Here is a 17136-nt window from a genome sequence, read left to right as displayed (position 1 = left end):
CCTATGCTACAGCGCGGTCCCAAACAGGTGGAGAACAGGGCAAATGGCGCAAAAGACGCTTTTGAAAGGGCGCGTTCTGAGTTTCACAGGCTCACCCTTTGACGGAGAGCCAACAGAAGCGACCCAGCTGGACGAAGCCGTCGTGATTGACAAAGGACGCGTTGCCGATGTCGGCGCGTATGATGCGCTGATGCGGCGTCACCCTGATGCCGTCATCAAGGACTATGGCAATCACCTGATCATTGCGGGTTTCGTTGACCCGCATGTGCACTACCCGCAGACCGCCATGATCGCCAGTTGGGGGAAGCGGTTGATCGACTGGCTGAACACCTACACCTTCCCCGAAGAGATGAAGTTTGGTGATCCTGAATACGCCTCTGAAATCGCCAACCGTTATCTGGATCTGACTGCCGCCCATGGCACCACAACGATGTGCAGTTTTTGCACCATCCACCCCGAAAGCGTGGATGCCTTTTTCACTGCCGCGCAGCAACGGGGACAGCGCGTGGTCGCGGGCAAGACCTGTATGGACCGCAATGCGCCTGAAGGCCTCCGGGACACGGCCCAGACAGCCTATGACCAATCTGCCGCGCTGCTGGAGAAATGGCACCGTGTCGACCGCCTGTCCTATGCCATCACGCCCCGGTTTTCGCCCACGTCCACCCCAGAGCAGCTTGAGGCCATGGGCGCGCTTTGGGCGGAACATCCCCATTGCCTGATGCAAACACACCTGAGCGAGCAGACAGACGAAATCGAGTGGGTCCGCTCCCTGTTCCCCGATGCCCGGGACTATCTGGACACTTACGAAAAGTTCGGGCTGCTGGGGCAGAACGGACTTTATGGGCATGTCATCCATCTGGAAGACCGGGAACGCGATCGTCTGCGCGAGGTTGATGCGTCACTGATCCACTGCCCCACCTCGAACACCTTCATAGGGTCGGGTCTGTTCGACATGAACGGCTTGATCCACGATGGCCACCGGATCGGTCTGGCCACCGACACCGGTGGCGGATCAAGTTTTTCAATGCTGCGCACCATGGCTGCCGCTTATGAAATCGGTCAGTTGCGCGGGCGCCCCCTGCATCCGGCGCAATTGCTGTGGCTGGGTACAGTCGGGTCGGCGCGCAGCCTGCGGATGGATGATTGCATCGGCAACATTGCGCCGGGAATGGAGGCGGATCTGGTCGTGATTGATCTCGCCTCGACCCCGGCCATCGCCCAGCGCGAGGCTTGTGCAAACGATGTTTGGGAGGCAATCTTCCCGACCATCATGATGGGTGATGATCGGGCTGTGGCCGAGGTCTGGATCGGTGGGCGGAAGGCCGCTTAGGCCTGCAACGCCTTGGCAAGACTGTTTTGACGCTCAATCACGCGGGGCAGGTCAATCGTCGTGATATGCCCATCCCGCACGATCTGGCGGCCTTCTACAAACAGGTGCTTTACCTGCATCGGACCGGCCAGAAGCAGTGCTGCCGGGTCCCAACTGCCTGCGCATTCGATACTGCGCATATCCCAGACAGCGACATCCGCGCGTTTTCCCGGCATAAGCCGCCCGCAATCAGGACGCCCCAGCACATCGGCCCCGCCACGTGTTGCAATCTCAAATGCTTCGCGGGCCGACATCGCATCTGCCCCATTAACCACCCGCTGCAACAGCAGTGCCTGCCGGGCCTCAAGCATCAGATTACCGTTGTCGTTACTGGCCGAGCCATCAGCGCCGAGGCCGACCTTTACCCCCGCATCGCGCATCGCCCGCACCGGCGCGATGCCTGATCCCAGACGGCAGTTCGAACATGGGCAATGAGCGACACCGGTTTTCGTACGCGAAAACAGGTCAATCTCGGCCCCGTCCAGCTTGACGCAATGAGCGTGCCACACATCCGGGCCGATCCAACCCAGATCTTCGGCGTACTGACCGGGCCGACAGCCGAACTGAGCCTGTGAATAGGCGATATCTTCATCGTTTTCAGCCAGATGTGTATGCAACATCACGCCTTTGTCCCGTGCCAGAAGGGCGGAATCTCGCATCAGGTCCCGGCTGACCGAGAACGGTGAACACGGGGCCAGACCTACGCGGCACATCGACCCTTCGGACGGATCGTGAAAAGCATCCACGACGCGGATCATGTCGTCCAGAATAGCAGTTTCTTCTTCCACCAGGCTGTCCGGAGGCAGGCCGCCATCGCTTTCACCGATGCTCATCGCGCCACGTGTCGGGTGAAATCGCATCCCCAACTCGGATGCGGCAGCAATCGTGTCCTCCAGCCGCGATCCATTGGGGTAGAGGTACAGGTGATCGGAACTGAGCGTACAGCCTGACAGCGCCAGCTCTGCCAAACCGATCTGGGCCGAGGTGAACATCTCGTCTGGTCCGAACTTCGCCCAAATCGGATAAAGTGTTTGAAGCCACCCGAACAGCAATGCGTCCTGCCCGCCCGGCACCGCGCGGGTCAACGTTTGGTAGAGATGGTGATGAGTGTTCACCAGTCCGGGTGTCACCAGACAGCCCGAAACATCGTGAACCTCGCCTTGTGTCTGCAATCCGTACCCGATCCCCGCAATCTGGCCGTCGCGGATCAGAATGTCAGCCCCGGGGAGTTCCTGCCGGGACTCGTCCATCGTCAGGATCAGGTCAGCGTTTTTGAGAAGGATTTCCGTCATGTCGCGCTCCTGCATCTGCCCGTCTCTTGCAAGGAGTGCGAAGGTCGGCGGAAAACGGGCTTAAGAACCGACCGTGTATTATGTACCCGTCATCGGGATCTGCGACAACAGATTTCAGAACCGACGCAGGATCTGAAGGGCCTCTGCATGAATCTCTGCGTTGGCTGCGGCCAATGCCCTACCGCCCTCATGCGCCGGGCCACCTTGCCAATCGGTCACAATTCCGCCTGCCGCCTGAATAACCGCGATAGGCGCCTGAATGTCATACGAGTTCAGCCCTGCTTCGATCACCAGATCTGCCTGCCCAGCGGCCAACAAGGCATAAGCGTAGCAGTCCATTCCATATCGGGTCAGTTGCACCTGTTCCGATACGGCCTGAAACCCGGCCCGGTCATCCGGGGTGCCGACTTCAGGAAAAGTGGTGAACAGCGTCGCCTGCGCCAGAGATTTCGTCCCCCGGGTTTGCAGCTTACTGGTCCCCAGTGGCCCTGTAAGATGCGCACCAGCTGTCGATCCGACAAAGCGTTCGCCAATATAGGGCTGATCAATCACTCCCATGATCGGCCCGTCTGCTGTGCTGAGCGCGATCAGAACGCCCCAGGTTGGTGTGCCACTGATAAACCCGCGCGTGCCGTCGATGGGGTCCAAAACCCAGGTTCGGCCACTGCTGCCCTTGTGCGCACCGTATTCTTCGCCCAACACGCCATCTTCGGGGCGCAACCGGGACAGCACCTCTCGCATGGCTTTTTCGGCGGCCCGATCCGCCGCGGTGACGGGGTCAAACCCTTCGGTCAGCTTATTCGCAGTTTCCAGATTGGTCTGACGAAAAAAAGGAAGAATGGCCGCGCGTGCCGCTTCGGCCATTTCTTCTGCAATTTCAATGTCGCTTAAACTCGCCGGATGCATGGCACTCTGGTGCGGGCATTACCTGACAAAGTCAAGCCAGTCTGATCAGGCGACGTCGCTGAGGACACGTGCAAGTTCAAACAGGCGGCGGCGCTGGTTTTCCGGAATTGCGTAGTAAGAGCGTACAAGATCCAGGGCTTCTTTATCGCCCATCAGATCAGCTGGAACAGATTTCTTGTCCGAGCTGCTTTTCTCTGCTTCTTCCAGACCTTCGAAGAAGAAGCTTACCGGTACGTCCAAAGCCTCGGCAATGTCCCACAGGCGGGACGCGCTGATTCGGTTGGCTCCGGTCTCATATTTCTGGATTTGCTGAAACTTGATACCAACTTGCTGCGCCAATTGTTGCTGGGTCATCCCAATCAGCCAGCGGCGATGCCGAACGCGTTTGCCCACATGGACATCGACGTGATGAGTCATTGGTATTCTCCTCTACTACACACACATTTGTACGGGATCGAGCGACGTCCGAGATCGCAATACCAATAGGGGCTTCCTTAACCGCCCCCTAATCCGGACTGTGCCGTCCCCCGTTACCAGCACTGATAGTCTATATTGCCCGTTTTGAATTTTTTTTCAAGCTGGTTGAGTCGATCCCCCCTCACAAGGGCTGTGGTTGTATGTGTCAAAAGCCCTGTGCGCTTTTCGCTTGCCCCGGTTGGACATGCGACAGATTTTCAGTCGTTTCAGGACGCAGCGCATAAGGAATTGACATCTTGTACAGCCGACGTGCCAATGCCCGAAACACGTGAGGAGCCACATGAAGGCCTTTTGTATTCAATCCGAGGGGGCAGTTGCCCAGCTGTGCGATGTACCAAAACCCGAGCCGGGTGAGGGCCAGGTGCGGGTCGCGATCAAAGCCTGCGGTTTGAATTTCGCTGATCTGTTGATGCAGAAAGGAACGTATCAGGATACACCGCCTGCGCCGTTTACTTTGGGAATGGAAATAGCCGGTGTCGTGGATGCCATCGGTCCAGGTGTGCCCACCCTGAAACCGGGTGATCGGATCGCCGTCTATTCTGGTCAGGGCGGGCTGGCAGAGTATGGCGTTTTCGACGCCGATCGCGCGATCCCGTTGCCTGACACGACCCGTTTCGAAGATGCCGCCGCGATCCAGATTGCTTATGGTACCAGTCACATGGCCCTTGACCACCGCGCCAGGCTGCAACCCGGCGAGACACTTCTGGTAACCGGCGCAGCAGGCGGCGTTGGGATGACCGCGGTTGAGATCGGCAAGCTCATGGGCGCCACCGTCATCGCACAGGCCCGCGGCCCTGAAAAGCTGGCCGTTGCCCGTGCGGCGGGGGCCGACCACCTGATTGATACCTCAGAGGATCTAAGGGATCGGGTCAGATCGCTTGGCGGCGCGGATGTCGTCTATGATGCAATCGGCGGCGATGTGTTCAAGGCGGCCTTCCGCGCCACCAATCCCGAAGGCCGCCTGCTGCCCATCGGATTTGCCGGCGGCGATGTTCCGCAAATCCCTGCCAATCATCTGCTGGTCAAGAATCTGACTGTGATCGGTTTTTACATTGGCGGGTATCTGAAATTCCGGCCAGAAGCCGTGCGCGAAAGTTTTGACACTCTTTTCCGCTGGCACGCCGAGGGCCGTATCAATCCACACATTAGCCACGTCTTGCCTCTTGATGAGGTCGCGCAGGGCATGCGGTTGCTGAAAGAACGGAAATCGACAGGCAAAATCGTGATCACCGCCTGACCACAATCAGCCCACTACGGCACGGAGCTGCGTCCCCCCAAGAAGGCGGAAGTTCTGACGCACCAATTGTGCCAGCGCTTCGACAACCGCGTCTCGACCCGGTTCGCCACCATACAGGTTGATCATATGCGCAGGTAGGTCCGGTAACGCACCCCCGCTTTCGATCTGTTCAAGATGTGCGGCTTCGGTACCTTCCAGTGCCGCATACACTGCCAGATCAGCACTGACTGTGGCCTCGATTGTGCGGTCGTTTTCAGTTTCCACCGACAGTTCCCAGGGAATACCGGCTGCATCCAGCGCAGAGATCACCTGTGGTCGAAACAAGCAGCGACGTCCAAGTGCCAAAGGCAGCGGACGTTTGCGCCAGGCCGATCCACCCGGCGCACCTATCCAGCGCAAGGGCAGCTCTGCAATGGTTTCCGCACCGTCCACCGACGACGGTTCCGTGGTTAGGATCACGTCACATTCGCCGCGTTTGTACATGTCTTTCAACTGCAAGGAATAAGACGAGACCAACTGAACTCGGACCCGTGGAAAATCCGCGTTGAACCGTTGCAGGACCCGTGGGATGGCCGGGTAAACTATGTCGTGAGGAACCCCCAATACCACCTCACCCTCAAAGGCCTGATCGGTCAGTTTCGAGATCACCTCATCATTCAATGCGATCATACGGCGCGCATAGGCCAGCAGTTGCTCGCCAGACGCGGTCAGGGCAATCGTTCTGCCACTGCGGTCCAACAACTGAAGGCCAAGCAACTCTTCCAGCCGTTTCAACTGCATCGAGACCGCAGATTGCGTCAGATGCAGAAATCCGGCAGCGCGAGTCACCCCACCCTGATCCGCCACCGCAACAAATGACCGCAGGGTCGTGATGTCCAAATTTCGCATCTTCACGATTCCTTATGTGTTTCATCAAAAATATTCGTTTTAAAAATATGTCATACTCCCCCATATTAATCAAGGAAATTGATGAAGACGAGATAAACCATCGAGAATGCACGAAAGGACAATAAATATGACCCAAATTGCCATTCATCACCATTGCAATCCCAAGAAGCAATCGCTCGGCACTATCATCAGGCGTGCTGTTTCCCTGAAGCGTCAACGCCGTCGGCTGGCGCGACTTGATGATCGCGCCCTTCAGGACATCGGAGTCTCTAGATCAGAGGCTGATGCCGAAGCCAGACGTTTCGTCTGGGACGCGCCGGAATTCTGGCAGAAATGATGCAAATACGTATCTTTAGTTCATGAGTGGCGGTCACGTGTTGCGGATCGCCACTTTTGTTGCGTAAATTAGTAGGTTTTCCGCGGTAAATACTTGAAACACAGCCCTGAGTTGCCGATATTTGCCTAGAACGCTTCCCTCATAGCAGGGGGGCTGAATAATTATGTAAAGGGAGACCCTTTGATGGCACAATTCGACACGATCCGGACGGCGGCCGGCGCGCGCGCTGCCGAGATTGATGAGGGCCTGCGCGCCCATATGAACAAAGTCTACGGCACTATGTCCGTCGGCATGCTGATTACGTTCGCAGCAGCCTGGGCCATCGCGGGCCTGGCAACCACAAGCGATCCGTCAGCCGCGGCGGCACAGTTGAATGCCGATACCTATCTGACATCGCTGGGCTATAGCATTTACGCGTCGCCCCTGCGCTGGGTCATCATGTTTGCACCTTTGCTGATTGTTTTCGGCTTCAGCGCCGGGATCAACCGCATGTCGGCAGCCGCCGCACAGCTGGTGTTCTACGTTTTTGCTGCGGTGATGGGCATTTCGATCAGCTGGATCTTCCTTGTTTTCACCGGTGAGTCGGTCATCCAGGTCTTCCTGATCACCGCAATCGCGTTCGCGGGCCTGTCCCTGTACGGTTACACAACCAAGAAAGACTTGTCCGCCATGGGCACTTTCCTGATGATGGGCCTGATCGGCCTGATCGTCGCGATGGTTGTGAACATCTTTCTGGCGTCTTCGGCGGTTGCCTTTGCAATCTCGGCCATCGGCGTTCTGATCTTCGCGGGCCTGACCGCCTACGACACCCAGAACATCAAGACCACATACCTGCAAATGGCCCACAGTGGCGATCAGGAATGGCTGGGCAAGGCTGCTATCATGGGTGCATTGAAACTGTACCTGGACTTCATCAACCTGTTCATGTTCCTGCTGCAATTCCTGGGCAACCGCGAGTAATTGCATACCATTGGTATGGGGAAAGGCCGGTCATCAGACCGGCCTTTTTTCGTTTTGAACCAACTGGTGATAGAGCTTGTCCGGCGCACAAGTTCTACCGGAAAAGGCAGCGATGTACGCGCGCCCGGTCAAGAAAAAGCCCCCGCTAGATCGGCGAGGGCTTGATACATCAGAAGGTAAAAGACTTAGCTACAGTTCAACGGTACTGCAAAGCCCGAACTACGCTCGGACGTGCCTTTGCGGAACACATCGCCAGCAGGTAGACACCCGGTGAAACGCTCGGCCTCTTGCGCAAAACCAACGCCGACCGAGTTGTCGACCTTAACGCTGTTCGTCGGCGTACGAAGGACACCATACAAGGTTCCGTTGACACTGACGGTGCTCAAGAACAGATTCGTATCGCTGCCCTGTAGCTGGACCGCATTGCCCGGCGTCTGCCCGCCATTGTCGATGGCAACGGACGCCACCTTGGATGGATCCACTTCATCAACCAAGAGAGTGACGGTCTGAAGCTCTGCCAGTTCGGCAGGGACGTTCGTTTCGGGCGGCAGAAAAGCGACGGCTCCGGGAACGTCGGAAATCGTGCGGGGTTCGCCATCGATTCCGGTAAACCCGACACCTTTGCGGTTGAACGGGTCTTCACAGGCCGCCAAAGTCAGAACGGCTATTGTGGATAACAAGATTTTTTTCATGGCGGTCAACATTTTGTGGCGGTTTGCTCAAGCGTACTTGCAGGTCGGCACAAAAAGCAAGCCACAGGCCATGCGATTGCATCGGTGGCTGATGCGCTCCTGCAACGGCCCCAGATGGGCATGTTGACGTTTCTGGCAACCATCCACCGGAATTCAGCACGAAAAAAGGCTCTGCCAAGCAGAGCCTTTTTGGAAAGTCCAAATGGAACGGAAAGATTACTTGATCTTGCCTTCCTTGTACTCGACATGCTTCCGAACGACCGGATCGTATTTACGAATGGTCATTTTCTCGGTCATGGTGCGTGCGTTCTTTTTGGTCACGTAGAAGTGGCCCGTGCCCGCGGTCGAGTTCAGACGGATCTTGATTGTCGTCGGCTTCGCCATGGTTATCTCCTGCGTCCGGAAAGGCAGGGGCCTTTCGGTTGAATTCCTATGAGCGTGCGCTTTTACGCGCTACGCCGTGCATGTCAAGGCCAATCGGACGATCCCAGCCCAGGAATCGGGCACAGGTTCAACCCGGTAACGTTGGTGCGCCCATATAGTTGTGAATCTGGTCTCTTTCACCGTCCGAAAGGCCCAGCGCAGTGGACAATTGCCGCAAATATGCGGCCTCACGATCATTGTCCAACCGTATTGCCGCCAGAGATGTCGCATAAATCTGCGTTCTGAGAGGCGCCCCAGAATCAGCTGCCAGACCCATTACGTCGACGGGTGCGTTCAGTTGTTCCTGCACAAATGCGCGTTCTTCGTCGCTGATGTCATCGCCCAGTTCACCCAGGATCGTTTCTTTCTCGTGTTCATCCAATTCGCCGTCTGCCTTGGCCGCCTGGATCATTGCCCGCAACATAAGCTTGGCCTGAGCTTCCATCGCGGCACCGGCTGGTGTTCCGCCAAACACCGTCTCCATCATGTCGGTAGTTTGCTGGCTGCCAGTTCTGGCCGCCCCCTGCATCGCATTCAAAAGCCCGCCAAGACCGGCGGCACCGGCGGTACTGCCACCCAACCCCATCTTGCCCATCATGTCCTGAAGGCCTGTCGCACCTCCGGGAAGGCCGAACTGTTCGGCCATCTTGCCGAGTTGATCCATGCCAAGGCCACCGCCTGCGCCTTGCATCATGTCCTGCAAGCCTGCCATTCCGCCCATTTTCCGGTATTTTTCCAGCCCCTTCGCGGCTGCGAAACCAACTGCAACGGACGCAAGTGTCTTCATAAAGCTCATGACAATCCTCCCGGTTTTTCAAAATATGCCCCAATTCTATCAGAGGAATGCAAAGGCGAATACCACGTTCAACCCCCACGGGATTCTGGACTGAATTTCCAAGCCGGTGAGGACCGGACGGCAGTGACTAAGTTTGTACATATCACGATATCGTGATAGGTTTACCGCGACTGATACGTCCAAGAGGCCGACTTCAGGCTCGACGGCCAAGGCAGTGTAAACAGGTAATGCCCGCGCGGAGCAGTGTTGTTTTACGCAGCTTTTCTTGGGGGGCTATCATGACAGAGTGGGTTATTCAGGGCGAAGAACTGGCCAATTGTAATTGCAATTTCGGTTGCCCCTGCCAATTCAGCGTTCTTCCATCTCATGGCAATTGCGAGGCAGTGGTCGTTTTCGACATCGAAAGCGGACATTATGGCGATACTGATCTGGCAGGTTTGCGGGCAGCAGGTGTTTATCACTGGCCGGGACCGATCCACGAAGGCAATGGTCAGATGCAACTGATCATTGACGAAAGTGCTACAGCCGAACAGCGCGCAGCATTGCAGGCCATCATGACCGGCGAAGACACCGATGAAATGGCGACCATGTGGTACGTTTACAGTGCGATGGCACCGACGAAACATGAAACGCTTTTTGTACCGATCGAATTGAACTGGAACCGCGATGATCGCAGTGGCTATGCCAGGGTTCAAGGGGTCTTCGACGTCGAGGTCAGCCCGATTCCTCATATCGTATCGGGCGCTGCGCACAGGGCATCGATCCAGTTGCCGAACGGCTTTGAGTACCGCCACGCCGAGGCTGCCTCCGGGTCGGCCAAAACAACGGGTGGTGAGATCAGTCTTACCTTTGACGCCACGCACGCTCATCTCGCACATCTGAACCTCTCGGGTCACGGTGTTCTGGGCGCGTAGCCGGAGACTTTCTCATGACCAGACAGAGTGCGGCAGCCCCTGCCGGGGCGATTGAGCGGCTGTTGAGGCAGGACAATGCAATCGTGTTGGGCAGCGTCCTTCTGATCATTCTTGCAGCCACCTGGTACACAGTTGCCGGCGTCGGGATGAGTATGTCTGCGGTCGAAATGACCCGCATGGCAGGCCCGGTTGGAGAGCCCATGCAGATGGGTTCCGCAACCGTCTGGAGCTTCGGTTACACCCTGCTCATCTTCCTGATGTGGTGGATCATGATGATTGCCATGATGACCCCAAGTGCCGCGCCAGCCGTGCTTTTGTTTGCCGCAACAAAGCGAATGGGTCCTGAGAAAGACCGTGCGGCAAAGTTCAGCCTGTGTTTCCTGTTGGGCTATCTGGTGACCTGGGGTGCGTTCAGCCTGGCTGCAACGGCAATGCAGTGGGAGTTGGAACATATCGGGCTGTCGAACGGGCCGATGATGACAATCCGCTCCGGCCTCTTCGCGGGATGTGTTCTGCTGGCTGCCGGGTTTTACCAGTTTTCGAGTTTAAAGAACGCGTGTCTTCGTTACTGCCAAAGCCCCGCAAGGTTTCTGGCCGGTCACAACCGGCCCGGCCCCTTCGGCGCGTTCAGAACCGGAGCCTTGCACGGCACACATTGCCTTGGGTGCTGCTGGGCTTTGATGTTGCTGCTATTCATCGGGGGGATAATGAACCTCTATTGGATTGTCGGTATCGCCGCTTACGTGGCACTGGAAAAGCTTCTACCCTGGACCAGGTGGTTGGTGCCAGTGTCAGGTGTGGCACTGATCGGCACAGGTCTTTGGTTTATCATGGCACCGTTGATTTTTGACATTTGACACGTGACAGCCTTCGGGGTCGGCTGACTGAAAGGCCCTGTAATTTTCGTTAAGACGGAGGTTCCAATGCCCATTTTCATTACCTATGCGACTTACTCGCAGGCTGGCGTCAAAGGCATGTTGCAAAAGCCCGAGAACCGCACCGGCCCGGTGAAAGCACTGCTGGAGAAAGTCGGCGGTCGACTGTTGTCCTTCTACATGACGACCGGCAGCAATGACGTGGTTGTGATCAGCGAAGCGCCAGACGGAACAGATGCTGTGGCGGTCGGCATGGCAGTCGCGGCATCGGGTGCGGTCACGAACATAGAAACGGTTCGCGCCTGGACCGCGGACGAGTTCGTTTCGGTCACTGAGAAAGCCGCAAGGTTGACGGGGACGTACACGCCGCCCGGAGGATAAAAGGATACGCGCGGAGGGCCTGTAAGCCGGATCTTGTTCCGGGGTTTCCCCCTTCGATGACCATTCCTCTAGGCCGTGCATTGCTGCACGGCTCAAGCTGCCAACCCGGTCCCTCTCGGCCAAGACGCGCTTAGCGGCGGTATCGGCTTGCGCCGACCGGCCCGCGCGGGGACCCTATTTGGCATTGCTCCCGGTGGGGCTTGCCGTGCCGCCACTGTTGCCAGCGGCGCGGTGGGCTCTTACCCCACCGTTTCACCCTTACCCGGGGCCGAGGCCCTGGGCGGTCTGATTTCTGTGGCGCTTTCCGTCGGGTTGCCCCGCCCGGGCGTTACCCGGCACCGTTGTCTTGTGGAGTCCGGACTTTCCTCTCGGGCGTACGCCCCAGCGGCCATCCGGCCCTCCGCGCCTGGGCTGGGTAGGCTTTGTGGTCTGCGGCGTCAAGAGCTGACGGATCAGAGAAGGGGCCAGCCCCTTCTCGGCCTGCGGCCAATTCAACCCCGGGATATTTTTGGCCAGATGAAGAGCGGATCAGGTTGTTATGTCCGACGGGGTGAGCGCATTCATATCCGCCATGTCCAGCGGACCTTTCGCCCAGGGTCGAAATCGCAATCGGACAGCCGCCAGCAGTTTTGCATCGTCCACGGGGGCGGTGAAACCTGCCATCCGAGCAGAGGCGCGAAATGCTTCTGCATCAGGTGACATCGGATCAACTCCTGTGCCGCGCGGTTTGGCCAGCGCTTGCCTTTCGAGCCTGTTCCAGTCGAAGCGCGGCCCAGGGTCGGATTTGCGCCCGGGCGCCATGTCGGAATGTCCGATGACCCCGGACGGCGTAATGGACCAGCGGGTCATGATCAGGGGCAACAGCTGTTCCAGCACTGCCATTTGCGGCTGCGAGAACGGATGTGTTCCGGTATTGTCCAGTTCGATCCCAACCGAGCGCGAGTTGATGTCGTCCTTGCCGCCCCATTCCCCTGCCCCGGCATGCCAGGCGCGATCTTCTTCCCGCACCATTTGCCAAAGGGTGCCGTCATTGCCGATCAGGTAATGGGCCGAAACCTCGGAAGCCGGGTCGCACAGGCGATCCAGAGCCGCCAGTGCACTGTCCATGGCCGTATAGTGGATCACGATCAAGAATGGCACCAACCCGCCCCGGCGCTTGCCGAAATTCGGAGACGGATGCCAGATCGGCGTCAGGGCGTCAGTTGTTAACGGCACTGCGGAACGGGCTGGGGTCCCAGCCACAGGCATAGCCGTCGCCGTCCGGGTCCAGACCCTTGCGGTCACGTTGCGGACCGCCGTTGGACAGGAATTCGATCTGAGCCTGATCCGGTGACGGGAATTGCGCACAGTTCCGCTGTGCCTTGGCTTGCAGGTTGAAACCGGAGCGGCTGTAGAGTTGCGTGCCCACCGGATTGGAGGTGCTTAGCGCATATTGTACGATATTCGGCTGGCCGCTCGCCGTGCGCTCAGGCACGGCGGTTGGTGCGACAACTTCGTAGGTCTGGCGGTTTTGTTCAATCCGCGCGGCATCGGATTGGATGCTGCGCCTCTCGGACACGGCCGCGAAGTCCTGCTCGTCAGAGATCGCACTGCTGCTGGAGCCGGAAGCCGGCGACGCGGGGACCGAGGATTGCCCGGACGTGCTGGCCAACGCTGCGGCGGTCTGGTTGGCGATGTCCGCATTTTCACCCGTTGCAAAGGTTGATGCTCCTGACGCGCCCAGTGGTTTCTGGGAAACATCGACCGGAGCCAGCAGCGGATTGATCGCTCCACCCTGGCCGGCCAATTGAGCCTCGCGCCGCGCCTGATATTCAGGCGTGTTGAAACCCGTGCTGGTCAACGGCGCGACATTGGTGCAGGCCGCAGCCAGTGTCAGGGCCGGGACCAAAAGCAAAACACGCATTGTTTGGCTCCGTTTTTGGTAATCCACTTTCCCGAAGGCTTACCACCATTTGCCGGGCTTGGCCACAAATCCGGCTGCGTTTTCCAGCGCATAAGCGGTGTTGAGCAAGTCACCTTCTTCCCACGGGCGCCCGATCAGCTGCAACCCCAATGGAAGACCTTGTGTATCCAGGCCTGCGGGGACCGAGATACCGGGCAAGCCCGCGAGGTTCACGGTAACCGTAAAGACGTCGTTCAAATACATCTGAACAGGGTCCGCCTCGGTCATTTCCCCCAGACCGAACGCCGCCGAAGGGGTTGCCGGTGTCAGAATGGCATCGATGCCCGCGGCAAACACGTTTTCGAAGTCTTTCTTGATCAGGGTCCGGACCCGGCGCGCGCGGTTGTAATAGGCATCATAGAAACCTGCGGACAGCACATATGTGCCGACCATCACGCGGCGCTGCACCTCGGGGCCAAAGCCTTCGGCGCGAGTCTTTTCGTACATCTCAGTGATGCCATCGCCCTGCGCCAGCTGTGCGCGGCGGCCATAGCGAACACCGTCATAGCGGGCGAGGTTCGAAGATGCCTCGGCCGGGGCAATCACGTAATAGGCGGGCAGCGCGTATTTGGTATGCGGAAGCGAAATATCGACAATCTCGGCACCCGCGGCTTTCAGCATCGCTGCGCCATCGGCCCAGAGTTTTTCGATCTCGGCGGGCATGCCGTCCATACGGTACTCTTTCGGGATACCGATCTTCTTGCCCTTGATGTCACCAGTCAGCATGGCCTCGAAATTCGGGACGGCCAGTTCGGCACTGGTCGAATCCTTGGGGTCATGCCCGCACATGGTTTCCAGCATGATTGCTGCATCACGTACGTTCTTGGTCATTGGTCCTGCCTGATCCAGCGAGGACGCGAAGGCGACGATGCCCCAACGAGAGCAACGACCATAGGTGGGTTTGATGCCAGTGATGCCAACAAAGGCCGCAGGCTGGCGGATCGAGCCTCCGGTGTCGGTACCTGTCGCCGCCAGGCACAAATCAGCAGCCACGGCAGACGCAGAGCCGCCAGAGGAGCCACCCGGTGTCAGATGCGCATCATCGTTGCCACGGCGCCACGGGCTGACCGCATTGCCATAGGTCGAAGTTTCGTTGGACGATCCCATGGCGAATTCGTCCATGTTCAGTTTACCCAGCATCACCGCGCCTGCGTCGGCCAGTTGCTGTGAAACAGTGGATTCGTATTCCGGCTTGAACCCTTCCAGGATTTTCGACGCCGCCTGCGACGGCACACCCTTGGTGCAAAACAGATCCTTGATACCGATCGGCAGGCCACACATCGACGGTGCATCGCCACGCTGGATCCGCTCATCCGCGGCCTTGGCGCGTTCCATCGCAATTTCCGGCGTCTTGTGGACAAAAGCGTTCAGCGCATCTGCCTCGTCAATGGCTTTCAGGCAGGCGTCAGTCAGCTCGACAGAAGTGACGTCACCGGAACGCAGGGCATCGCGTGCCTCGGCCAGACCCAGTTTGTTCAGATCGCTCATGTCTTACTCCACCACTTTAGGGACTGCGAAGAACCCTTCGCGGGCGTCAGGGGCGTTGGCCAGAACCTTGTCCTGCTGGTTGCCGTCGGTCACCTCGTCCTTACGGCGTTTCAGCCGCATCGGCGTGACCGAAACCATCGGCTCGACACCTTCGACATCCACTTCGTTCAGCTGTTCGATGAACCCGAGGATGGTGTTGAACTCGGATGCCAGCGCCGGGAGCGCGTCATCCTCGACCTTGATCCGGGCCAGTTTGGCCACTTTGGCGGCGGTGCTTTGGTCAATCGACATCGGCTTCCCTCATCTACGTTATGGGGCGTTTACCTGTCTGTAGCGGCAGTCGCAAGACCGCTGCGCCACAGGCCGTGGCGAGTTTTTGATCCCCCACATGACACCCGCCATTCAAAACTGAATGAGTGGTATGCAAAAACGTAAACTGATTAGTTCAATATTGATCTTGAAAACTGAACTATACTGTTCATTTCTAATTGTGCGACACAACGCAAACCGGAGAAAACCATGAAACCCCTGATGATTGCCGCAGTCTTGTCCGCCACCTTTTTGGCCGCACCGGCCATGGCCTTGGGTATCGACACAAACAACCTGACACGCACGTTGACCTTCCCGTCGCCTGTGACGGAGCCGGTCACACAGGACAAGGTTAAACCTGCAAAGTGACGCGCAGGTTCCGGCCGGGTCGGATATCCCCTCTCCGACCCGGCCAAAGCGCATATTCGAGGGTGCACAGCCCAAAGCGAGTCGTTAGCATTGCTGCAAATACCAAAAAGGAACTGCATAGGGCACTTGCGGTTCTGACAAGCAAGTGGAGCAGCTGATGAACACGCAAAAACAAGCGGTCCTGGATGCCATTGATGCGGCCAACGCAAATGACCCCAATCGCGATGATGGCCGCCCCGAAGCGCAGCTTTACGGCGAGCGGATGAGCGCAGAGCTTGACCGACTGTTTCCGGGCGCGTCCGACGCCTTGCAGATTGCGGCGCGTGGTCAACATGTGGAGCGGTGGAAACTTGCCCGCAATGAATTCCCTGAAGGCCGGGCGGGTTATCTGGCCTGGCGCAAGGCGCAGGGTGTGCATCACGCGGATGTGGTAATGAGTTTGATGACCCAAGAAGGCTATGACGCCGAGCAGGCCGAAGCCGCGGGTCGCATGTTGCGCAAGCAAGGCATCAAACGCGATGCAGAGGTGCAGGCGCTGGAAGATGTGATCTGCTTTGTATTTCTGAAATGGTATTTCCAGCCCTTTGCGGCGAAACACTCAGCCGAGAAAATCCAAAGCATCGTTGAGAAGACTGCCCGCAAGATGTCGCCCGAGGGCCGCGCACGGGTTTTGTGCGAATTCGACCTGCCGGATCATCTGGCCGCAGCCTTTCAAGACTGAAAAAAGGGCCGCGCCGTTTCACCGACCGAATCATAAGTCTGAAGGATGGTCACGACAGGCCTACCCGACATATGCTCATGATCCACGAGTTTGGGTGACGCGGCCCCTGATGAGGGCCGCACGATACACTTCGATCATCCAGCCCAGCATAATAGCATTCAGGATATGCCACATGAAATGTGTCCCCACCGGCCATTGAGCACAGAGACGCATATCGAGGGCACGGAAGGCAATCGACAGGATCAGGATCAACGCCCCGATTTTCAGCCCTTTGGCCAGAATCGGATCACGGTCGCGCAACGCAACAGCATAGATCAGGATCAGCAAAGCGACCGGCGCATAAACCGCCGACCCTCCAAGCCCCGGAACCTGTTGGGAAAGTGGGACAGCAGCAGCCGCATAGGGAAGAAAAAGAAGCATTCCCCCGAACGCCAGCCCCAAAGGCATCCTCCAGATGTTTTTGTTCACCGCAAAGATATAGACCAAAATGAACGACAGTATGGGCGCGACATCCGCCAAAGCCGCCCATACCTGCGCATGCGTGTGAAACAGGTAACTGCCAAACCCGATGATCGCCAGAAGCGCCACCAGAACCTTGGCCAGCGGCATGTTCTGATTGCGCACGCGCCGCCACATGACCCATGCGCAAATCAGAAAAGCGGCGTTTGTGACCGCGTTAACGGGCTCGGCCCAGTAGGCCGGAGACAACCGCTCGCAATACCCGTCTATTTCACGAAACCAATCCATGGAAATTTACTTA

Annotated in this window: 21 protein-coding genes and 1 other RNA gene; 9 read left to right on the top strand and 13 right to left on the bottom strand. The window is 57.9% G+C overall.

Annotation, left to right across the window (positions count from 1 at the left end; all coding sequences use genetic code 11):
- The first annotated feature begins 43 nt into the window (after nucleotides 1-43).
- Nucleotides 44-1330, top strand: coding sequence for a guanine deaminase (guaD, locus tag ACR0BF_RS06950; protein WP_480624561.1), 1287 nt, complete (start codon nucleotides 44-46; stop codon nucleotides 1328-1330).
- Here the strand turns inward: guaD and ACR0BF_RS06945 are convergent.
- The 3 genes from ACR0BF_RS06945 to ACR0BF_RS06935 all read right to left on the bottom strand — a co-directional run bounded on the left by ACR0BF_RS06945 (nucleotide 1327) and on the right by ACR0BF_RS06935 (nucleotide 3984).
- Nucleotides 1327-2661 (bottom strand): 8-oxoguanine deaminase, encoded by a 1335-nt coding sequence (locus ACR0BF_RS06945; protein ID WP_480624560.1) that lies wholly within the window; start codon nucleotides 2659-2661, stop codon nucleotides 1327-1329. The two genes, guaD and ACR0BF_RS06945, sit on opposite strands and share 4 nt — an antisense overlap.
- Before the next feature lie 114 nt (nucleotides 2662-2775).
- Nucleotides 2776-3567, bottom strand: a complete 792-nt coding sequence (gene hisN, locus ACR0BF_RS06940; RefSeq protein WP_480554032.1) for a histidinol-phosphatase — start codon at nucleotides 3565-3567, stop codon at nucleotides 2776-2778.
- A gap of 45 nt (nucleotides 3568-3612) precedes the next feature.
- On the bottom strand, nucleotides 3613-3984 hold the full coding sequence (locus ACR0BF_RS06935; RefSeq protein ID WP_480475779.1) for a helix-turn-helix domain-containing protein: 372 nt from the start codon (nucleotides 3982-3984) through the stop codon (nucleotides 3613-3615).
- Nucleotides 3985-4324: 340 nt separating this feature from the next.
- On the opposite strand from ACR0BF_RS06935, the gene ACR0BF_RS06930 reads away from it, so the two are divergent.
- A complete protein-coding gene (locus tag ACR0BF_RS06930; RefSeq protein ID WP_480624559.1) occupies nucleotides 4325-5281 on the top strand; it encodes an NADPH:quinone oxidoreductase family protein in 957 nt (318 codons plus the stop codon).
- A 6-nt stretch (nucleotides 5282-5287) separates the two neighbouring features.
- On the opposite strand, the gene ACR0BF_RS06925 is transcribed toward ACR0BF_RS06930, so the two are convergent.
- Nucleotides 5288-6169, bottom strand: a complete 882-nt coding sequence (locus tag ACR0BF_RS06925; RefSeq protein WP_480475775.1) for a LysR family transcriptional regulator — start codon at nucleotides 6167-6169, stop codon at nucleotides 5288-5290.
- Between the two features lie 127 nt (nucleotides 6170-6296).
- Here ACR0BF_RS06925 and ACR0BF_RS06920 point away from each other — a divergent pair, with 127 nt between their 5' ends.
- Both ACR0BF_RS06920 and ACR0BF_RS06915 read left to right on the top strand, forming a co-directional pair.
- Nucleotides 6297-6506 carry a YjiS-like domain-containing protein gene (locus ACR0BF_RS06920; protein ID WP_480475773.1) on the top strand — a complete coding sequence of 70 codons (210 nt, stop codon included), beginning with the start codon at nucleotides 6297-6299 and terminating at the stop codon, nucleotides 6504-6506.
- A 183-nt stretch (nucleotides 6507-6689) separates the two neighbouring features.
- The gene (locus ACR0BF_RS06915) at nucleotides 6690-7466 is read left to right on the top strand and encodes a Bax inhibitor-1/YccA family protein (protein WP_480624558.1); all 777 of its coding nucleotides are present in this window, start codon (nucleotides 6690-6692) and stop codon (nucleotides 7464-7466) included.
- Between the two features lie 185 nt (nucleotides 7467-7651).
- Here the strand turns inward: ACR0BF_RS06915 and ACR0BF_RS06910 are convergent, their stop codons facing one another.
- The 3 genes from ACR0BF_RS06910 to ACR0BF_RS06900 all read right to left on the bottom strand — a co-directional run bounded on the left by ACR0BF_RS06910 (nucleotide 7652) and on the right by ACR0BF_RS06900 (nucleotide 9377).
- Nucleotides 7652-8158: a hypothetical protein gene (locus ACR0BF_RS06910; protein WP_480475769.1), complete on the bottom strand. Its 507-nt coding sequence runs from the start codon at nucleotides 8156-8158 to the stop codon at nucleotides 7652-7654.
- Nucleotides 8159-8374: 216 nt separating this feature from the next.
- On the bottom strand, nucleotides 8375-8542 hold the full coding sequence (gene rpmG / locus ACR0BF_RS06905; protein ID WP_037309480.1) for a 50S ribosomal protein L33: 168 nt from the start codon (nucleotides 8540-8542) through the stop codon (nucleotides 8375-8377).
- A 127-nt stretch (nucleotides 8543-8669) separates the two neighbouring features.
- Nucleotides 8670-9377 (bottom strand): DUF533 domain-containing protein, encoded by a 708-nt coding sequence (locus ACR0BF_RS06900; RefSeq protein WP_480604543.1) that lies wholly within the window; start codon nucleotides 9375-9377, stop codon nucleotides 8670-8672.
- Between the two features lie 278 nt (nucleotides 9378-9655).
- On the opposite strand from ACR0BF_RS06900, the gene ACR0BF_RS06895 reads away from it, so the two are divergent.
- The 3 genes from ACR0BF_RS06895 to ACR0BF_RS06885 all read left to right on the top strand — a co-directional run bounded on the left by ACR0BF_RS06895 (nucleotide 9656) and on the right by ACR0BF_RS06885 (nucleotide 11547).
- Nucleotides 9656-10291 carry a DUF1326 domain-containing protein gene (locus ACR0BF_RS06895; RefSeq protein WP_209504621.1) on the top strand — a complete coding sequence of 212 codons (636 nt, stop codon included), beginning with the start codon at nucleotides 9656-9658 and terminating at the stop codon, nucleotides 10289-10291.
- Between the two features lie 14 nt (nucleotides 10292-10305).
- Complete coding sequence (locus ACR0BF_RS06890; RefSeq protein WP_480624557.1) at nucleotides 10306-11148, top strand: DUF2182 domain-containing protein; 843 nt, start codon at nucleotides 10306-10308, stop codon at nucleotides 11146-11148.
- A gap of 66 nt (nucleotides 11149-11214) precedes the next feature.
- On the top strand, nucleotides 11215-11547 hold the full coding sequence (locus ACR0BF_RS06885) for a GYD domain-containing protein (protein ID WP_480475761.1): 333 nt from the start codon (nucleotides 11215-11217) through the stop codon (nucleotides 11545-11547).
- Nucleotides 11548-11553: 6 nt separating this feature from the next.
- Here ACR0BF_RS06885 and rnpB read toward each other — a convergent pair.
- The 5 genes from rnpB to gatC all read right to left on the bottom strand — a co-directional run bounded on the left by rnpB (nucleotide 11554) and on the right by gatC (nucleotide 15268).
- Nucleotides 11554-11951, bottom strand: an RNA gene (gene rnpB / locus ACR0BF_RS06880) — RNase P RNA component class A.
- 124 nt (nucleotides 11952-12075) lie between these two features.
- Nucleotides 12076-12789, bottom strand: a complete 714-nt coding sequence (locus ACR0BF_RS06875) for an N-acetylmuramoyl-L-alanine amidase (protein WP_480516166.1) — start codon at nucleotides 12787-12789, stop codon at nucleotides 12076-12078.
- Nucleotides 12746-13450, bottom strand: a complete 705-nt coding sequence (locus ACR0BF_RS06870) for a hypothetical protein (RefSeq protein ID WP_480624556.1) — start codon at nucleotides 13448-13450, stop codon at nucleotides 12746-12748. The genes ACR0BF_RS06875 and ACR0BF_RS06870 overlap by 44 nt, the downstream gene beginning before the upstream one ends.
- A gap of 39 nt (nucleotides 13451-13489) precedes the next feature.
- Nucleotides 13490-14977, bottom strand: coding sequence for an Asp-tRNA(Asn)/Glu-tRNA(Gln) amidotransferase subunit GatA (gene gatA / locus ACR0BF_RS06865; RefSeq protein WP_480624555.1), 1488 nt, complete (start codon nucleotides 14975-14977; stop codon nucleotides 13490-13492).
- Between the two features lie 3 nt (nucleotides 14978-14980).
- The gene (gene gatC / locus ACR0BF_RS06860; protein ID WP_480475753.1) at nucleotides 14981-15268 is read right to left on the bottom strand and encodes an Asp-tRNA(Asn)/Glu-tRNA(Gln) amidotransferase subunit GatC; all 288 of its coding nucleotides are present in this window, start codon (nucleotides 15266-15268) and stop codon (nucleotides 14981-14983) included.
- Nucleotides 15269-15496: 228 nt separating this feature from the next.
- Here gatC and ACR0BF_RS06855 point away from each other — a divergent pair, with 228 nt between their 5' ends.
- Nucleotides 15497-15655, top strand: a complete 159-nt coding sequence (locus ACR0BF_RS06855; protein ID WP_480554025.1) for a hypothetical protein — start codon at nucleotides 15497-15499, stop codon at nucleotides 15653-15655.
- A 157-nt stretch (nucleotides 15656-15812) separates the two neighbouring features.
- Nucleotides 15813-16376 carry a DUF4202 domain-containing protein gene (locus tag ACR0BF_RS06850; RefSeq protein ID WP_480493731.1) on the top strand — a complete coding sequence of 188 codons (564 nt, stop codon included), beginning with the start codon at nucleotides 15813-15815 and terminating at the stop codon, nucleotides 16374-16376.
- Nucleotides 16377-16451: 75 nt separating this feature from the next.
- Here ACR0BF_RS06850 and ACR0BF_RS06845 read toward each other — a convergent pair whose 3' ends face one another.
- Nucleotides 16452-17123 carry a ceramidase domain-containing protein gene (locus ACR0BF_RS06845; protein WP_480624554.1) on the bottom strand — a complete coding sequence of 224 codons (672 nt, stop codon included), beginning with the start codon at nucleotides 17121-17123 and terminating at the stop codon, nucleotides 16452-16454.
- Between the last annotated feature and the right edge of the window lie 13 nt (nucleotides 17124-17136).

The organism is Ruegeria sp. AG7, assembly GCF_056541545.1.
This window is presented reverse-complemented; position numbering and strand designations above follow the sequence as displayed.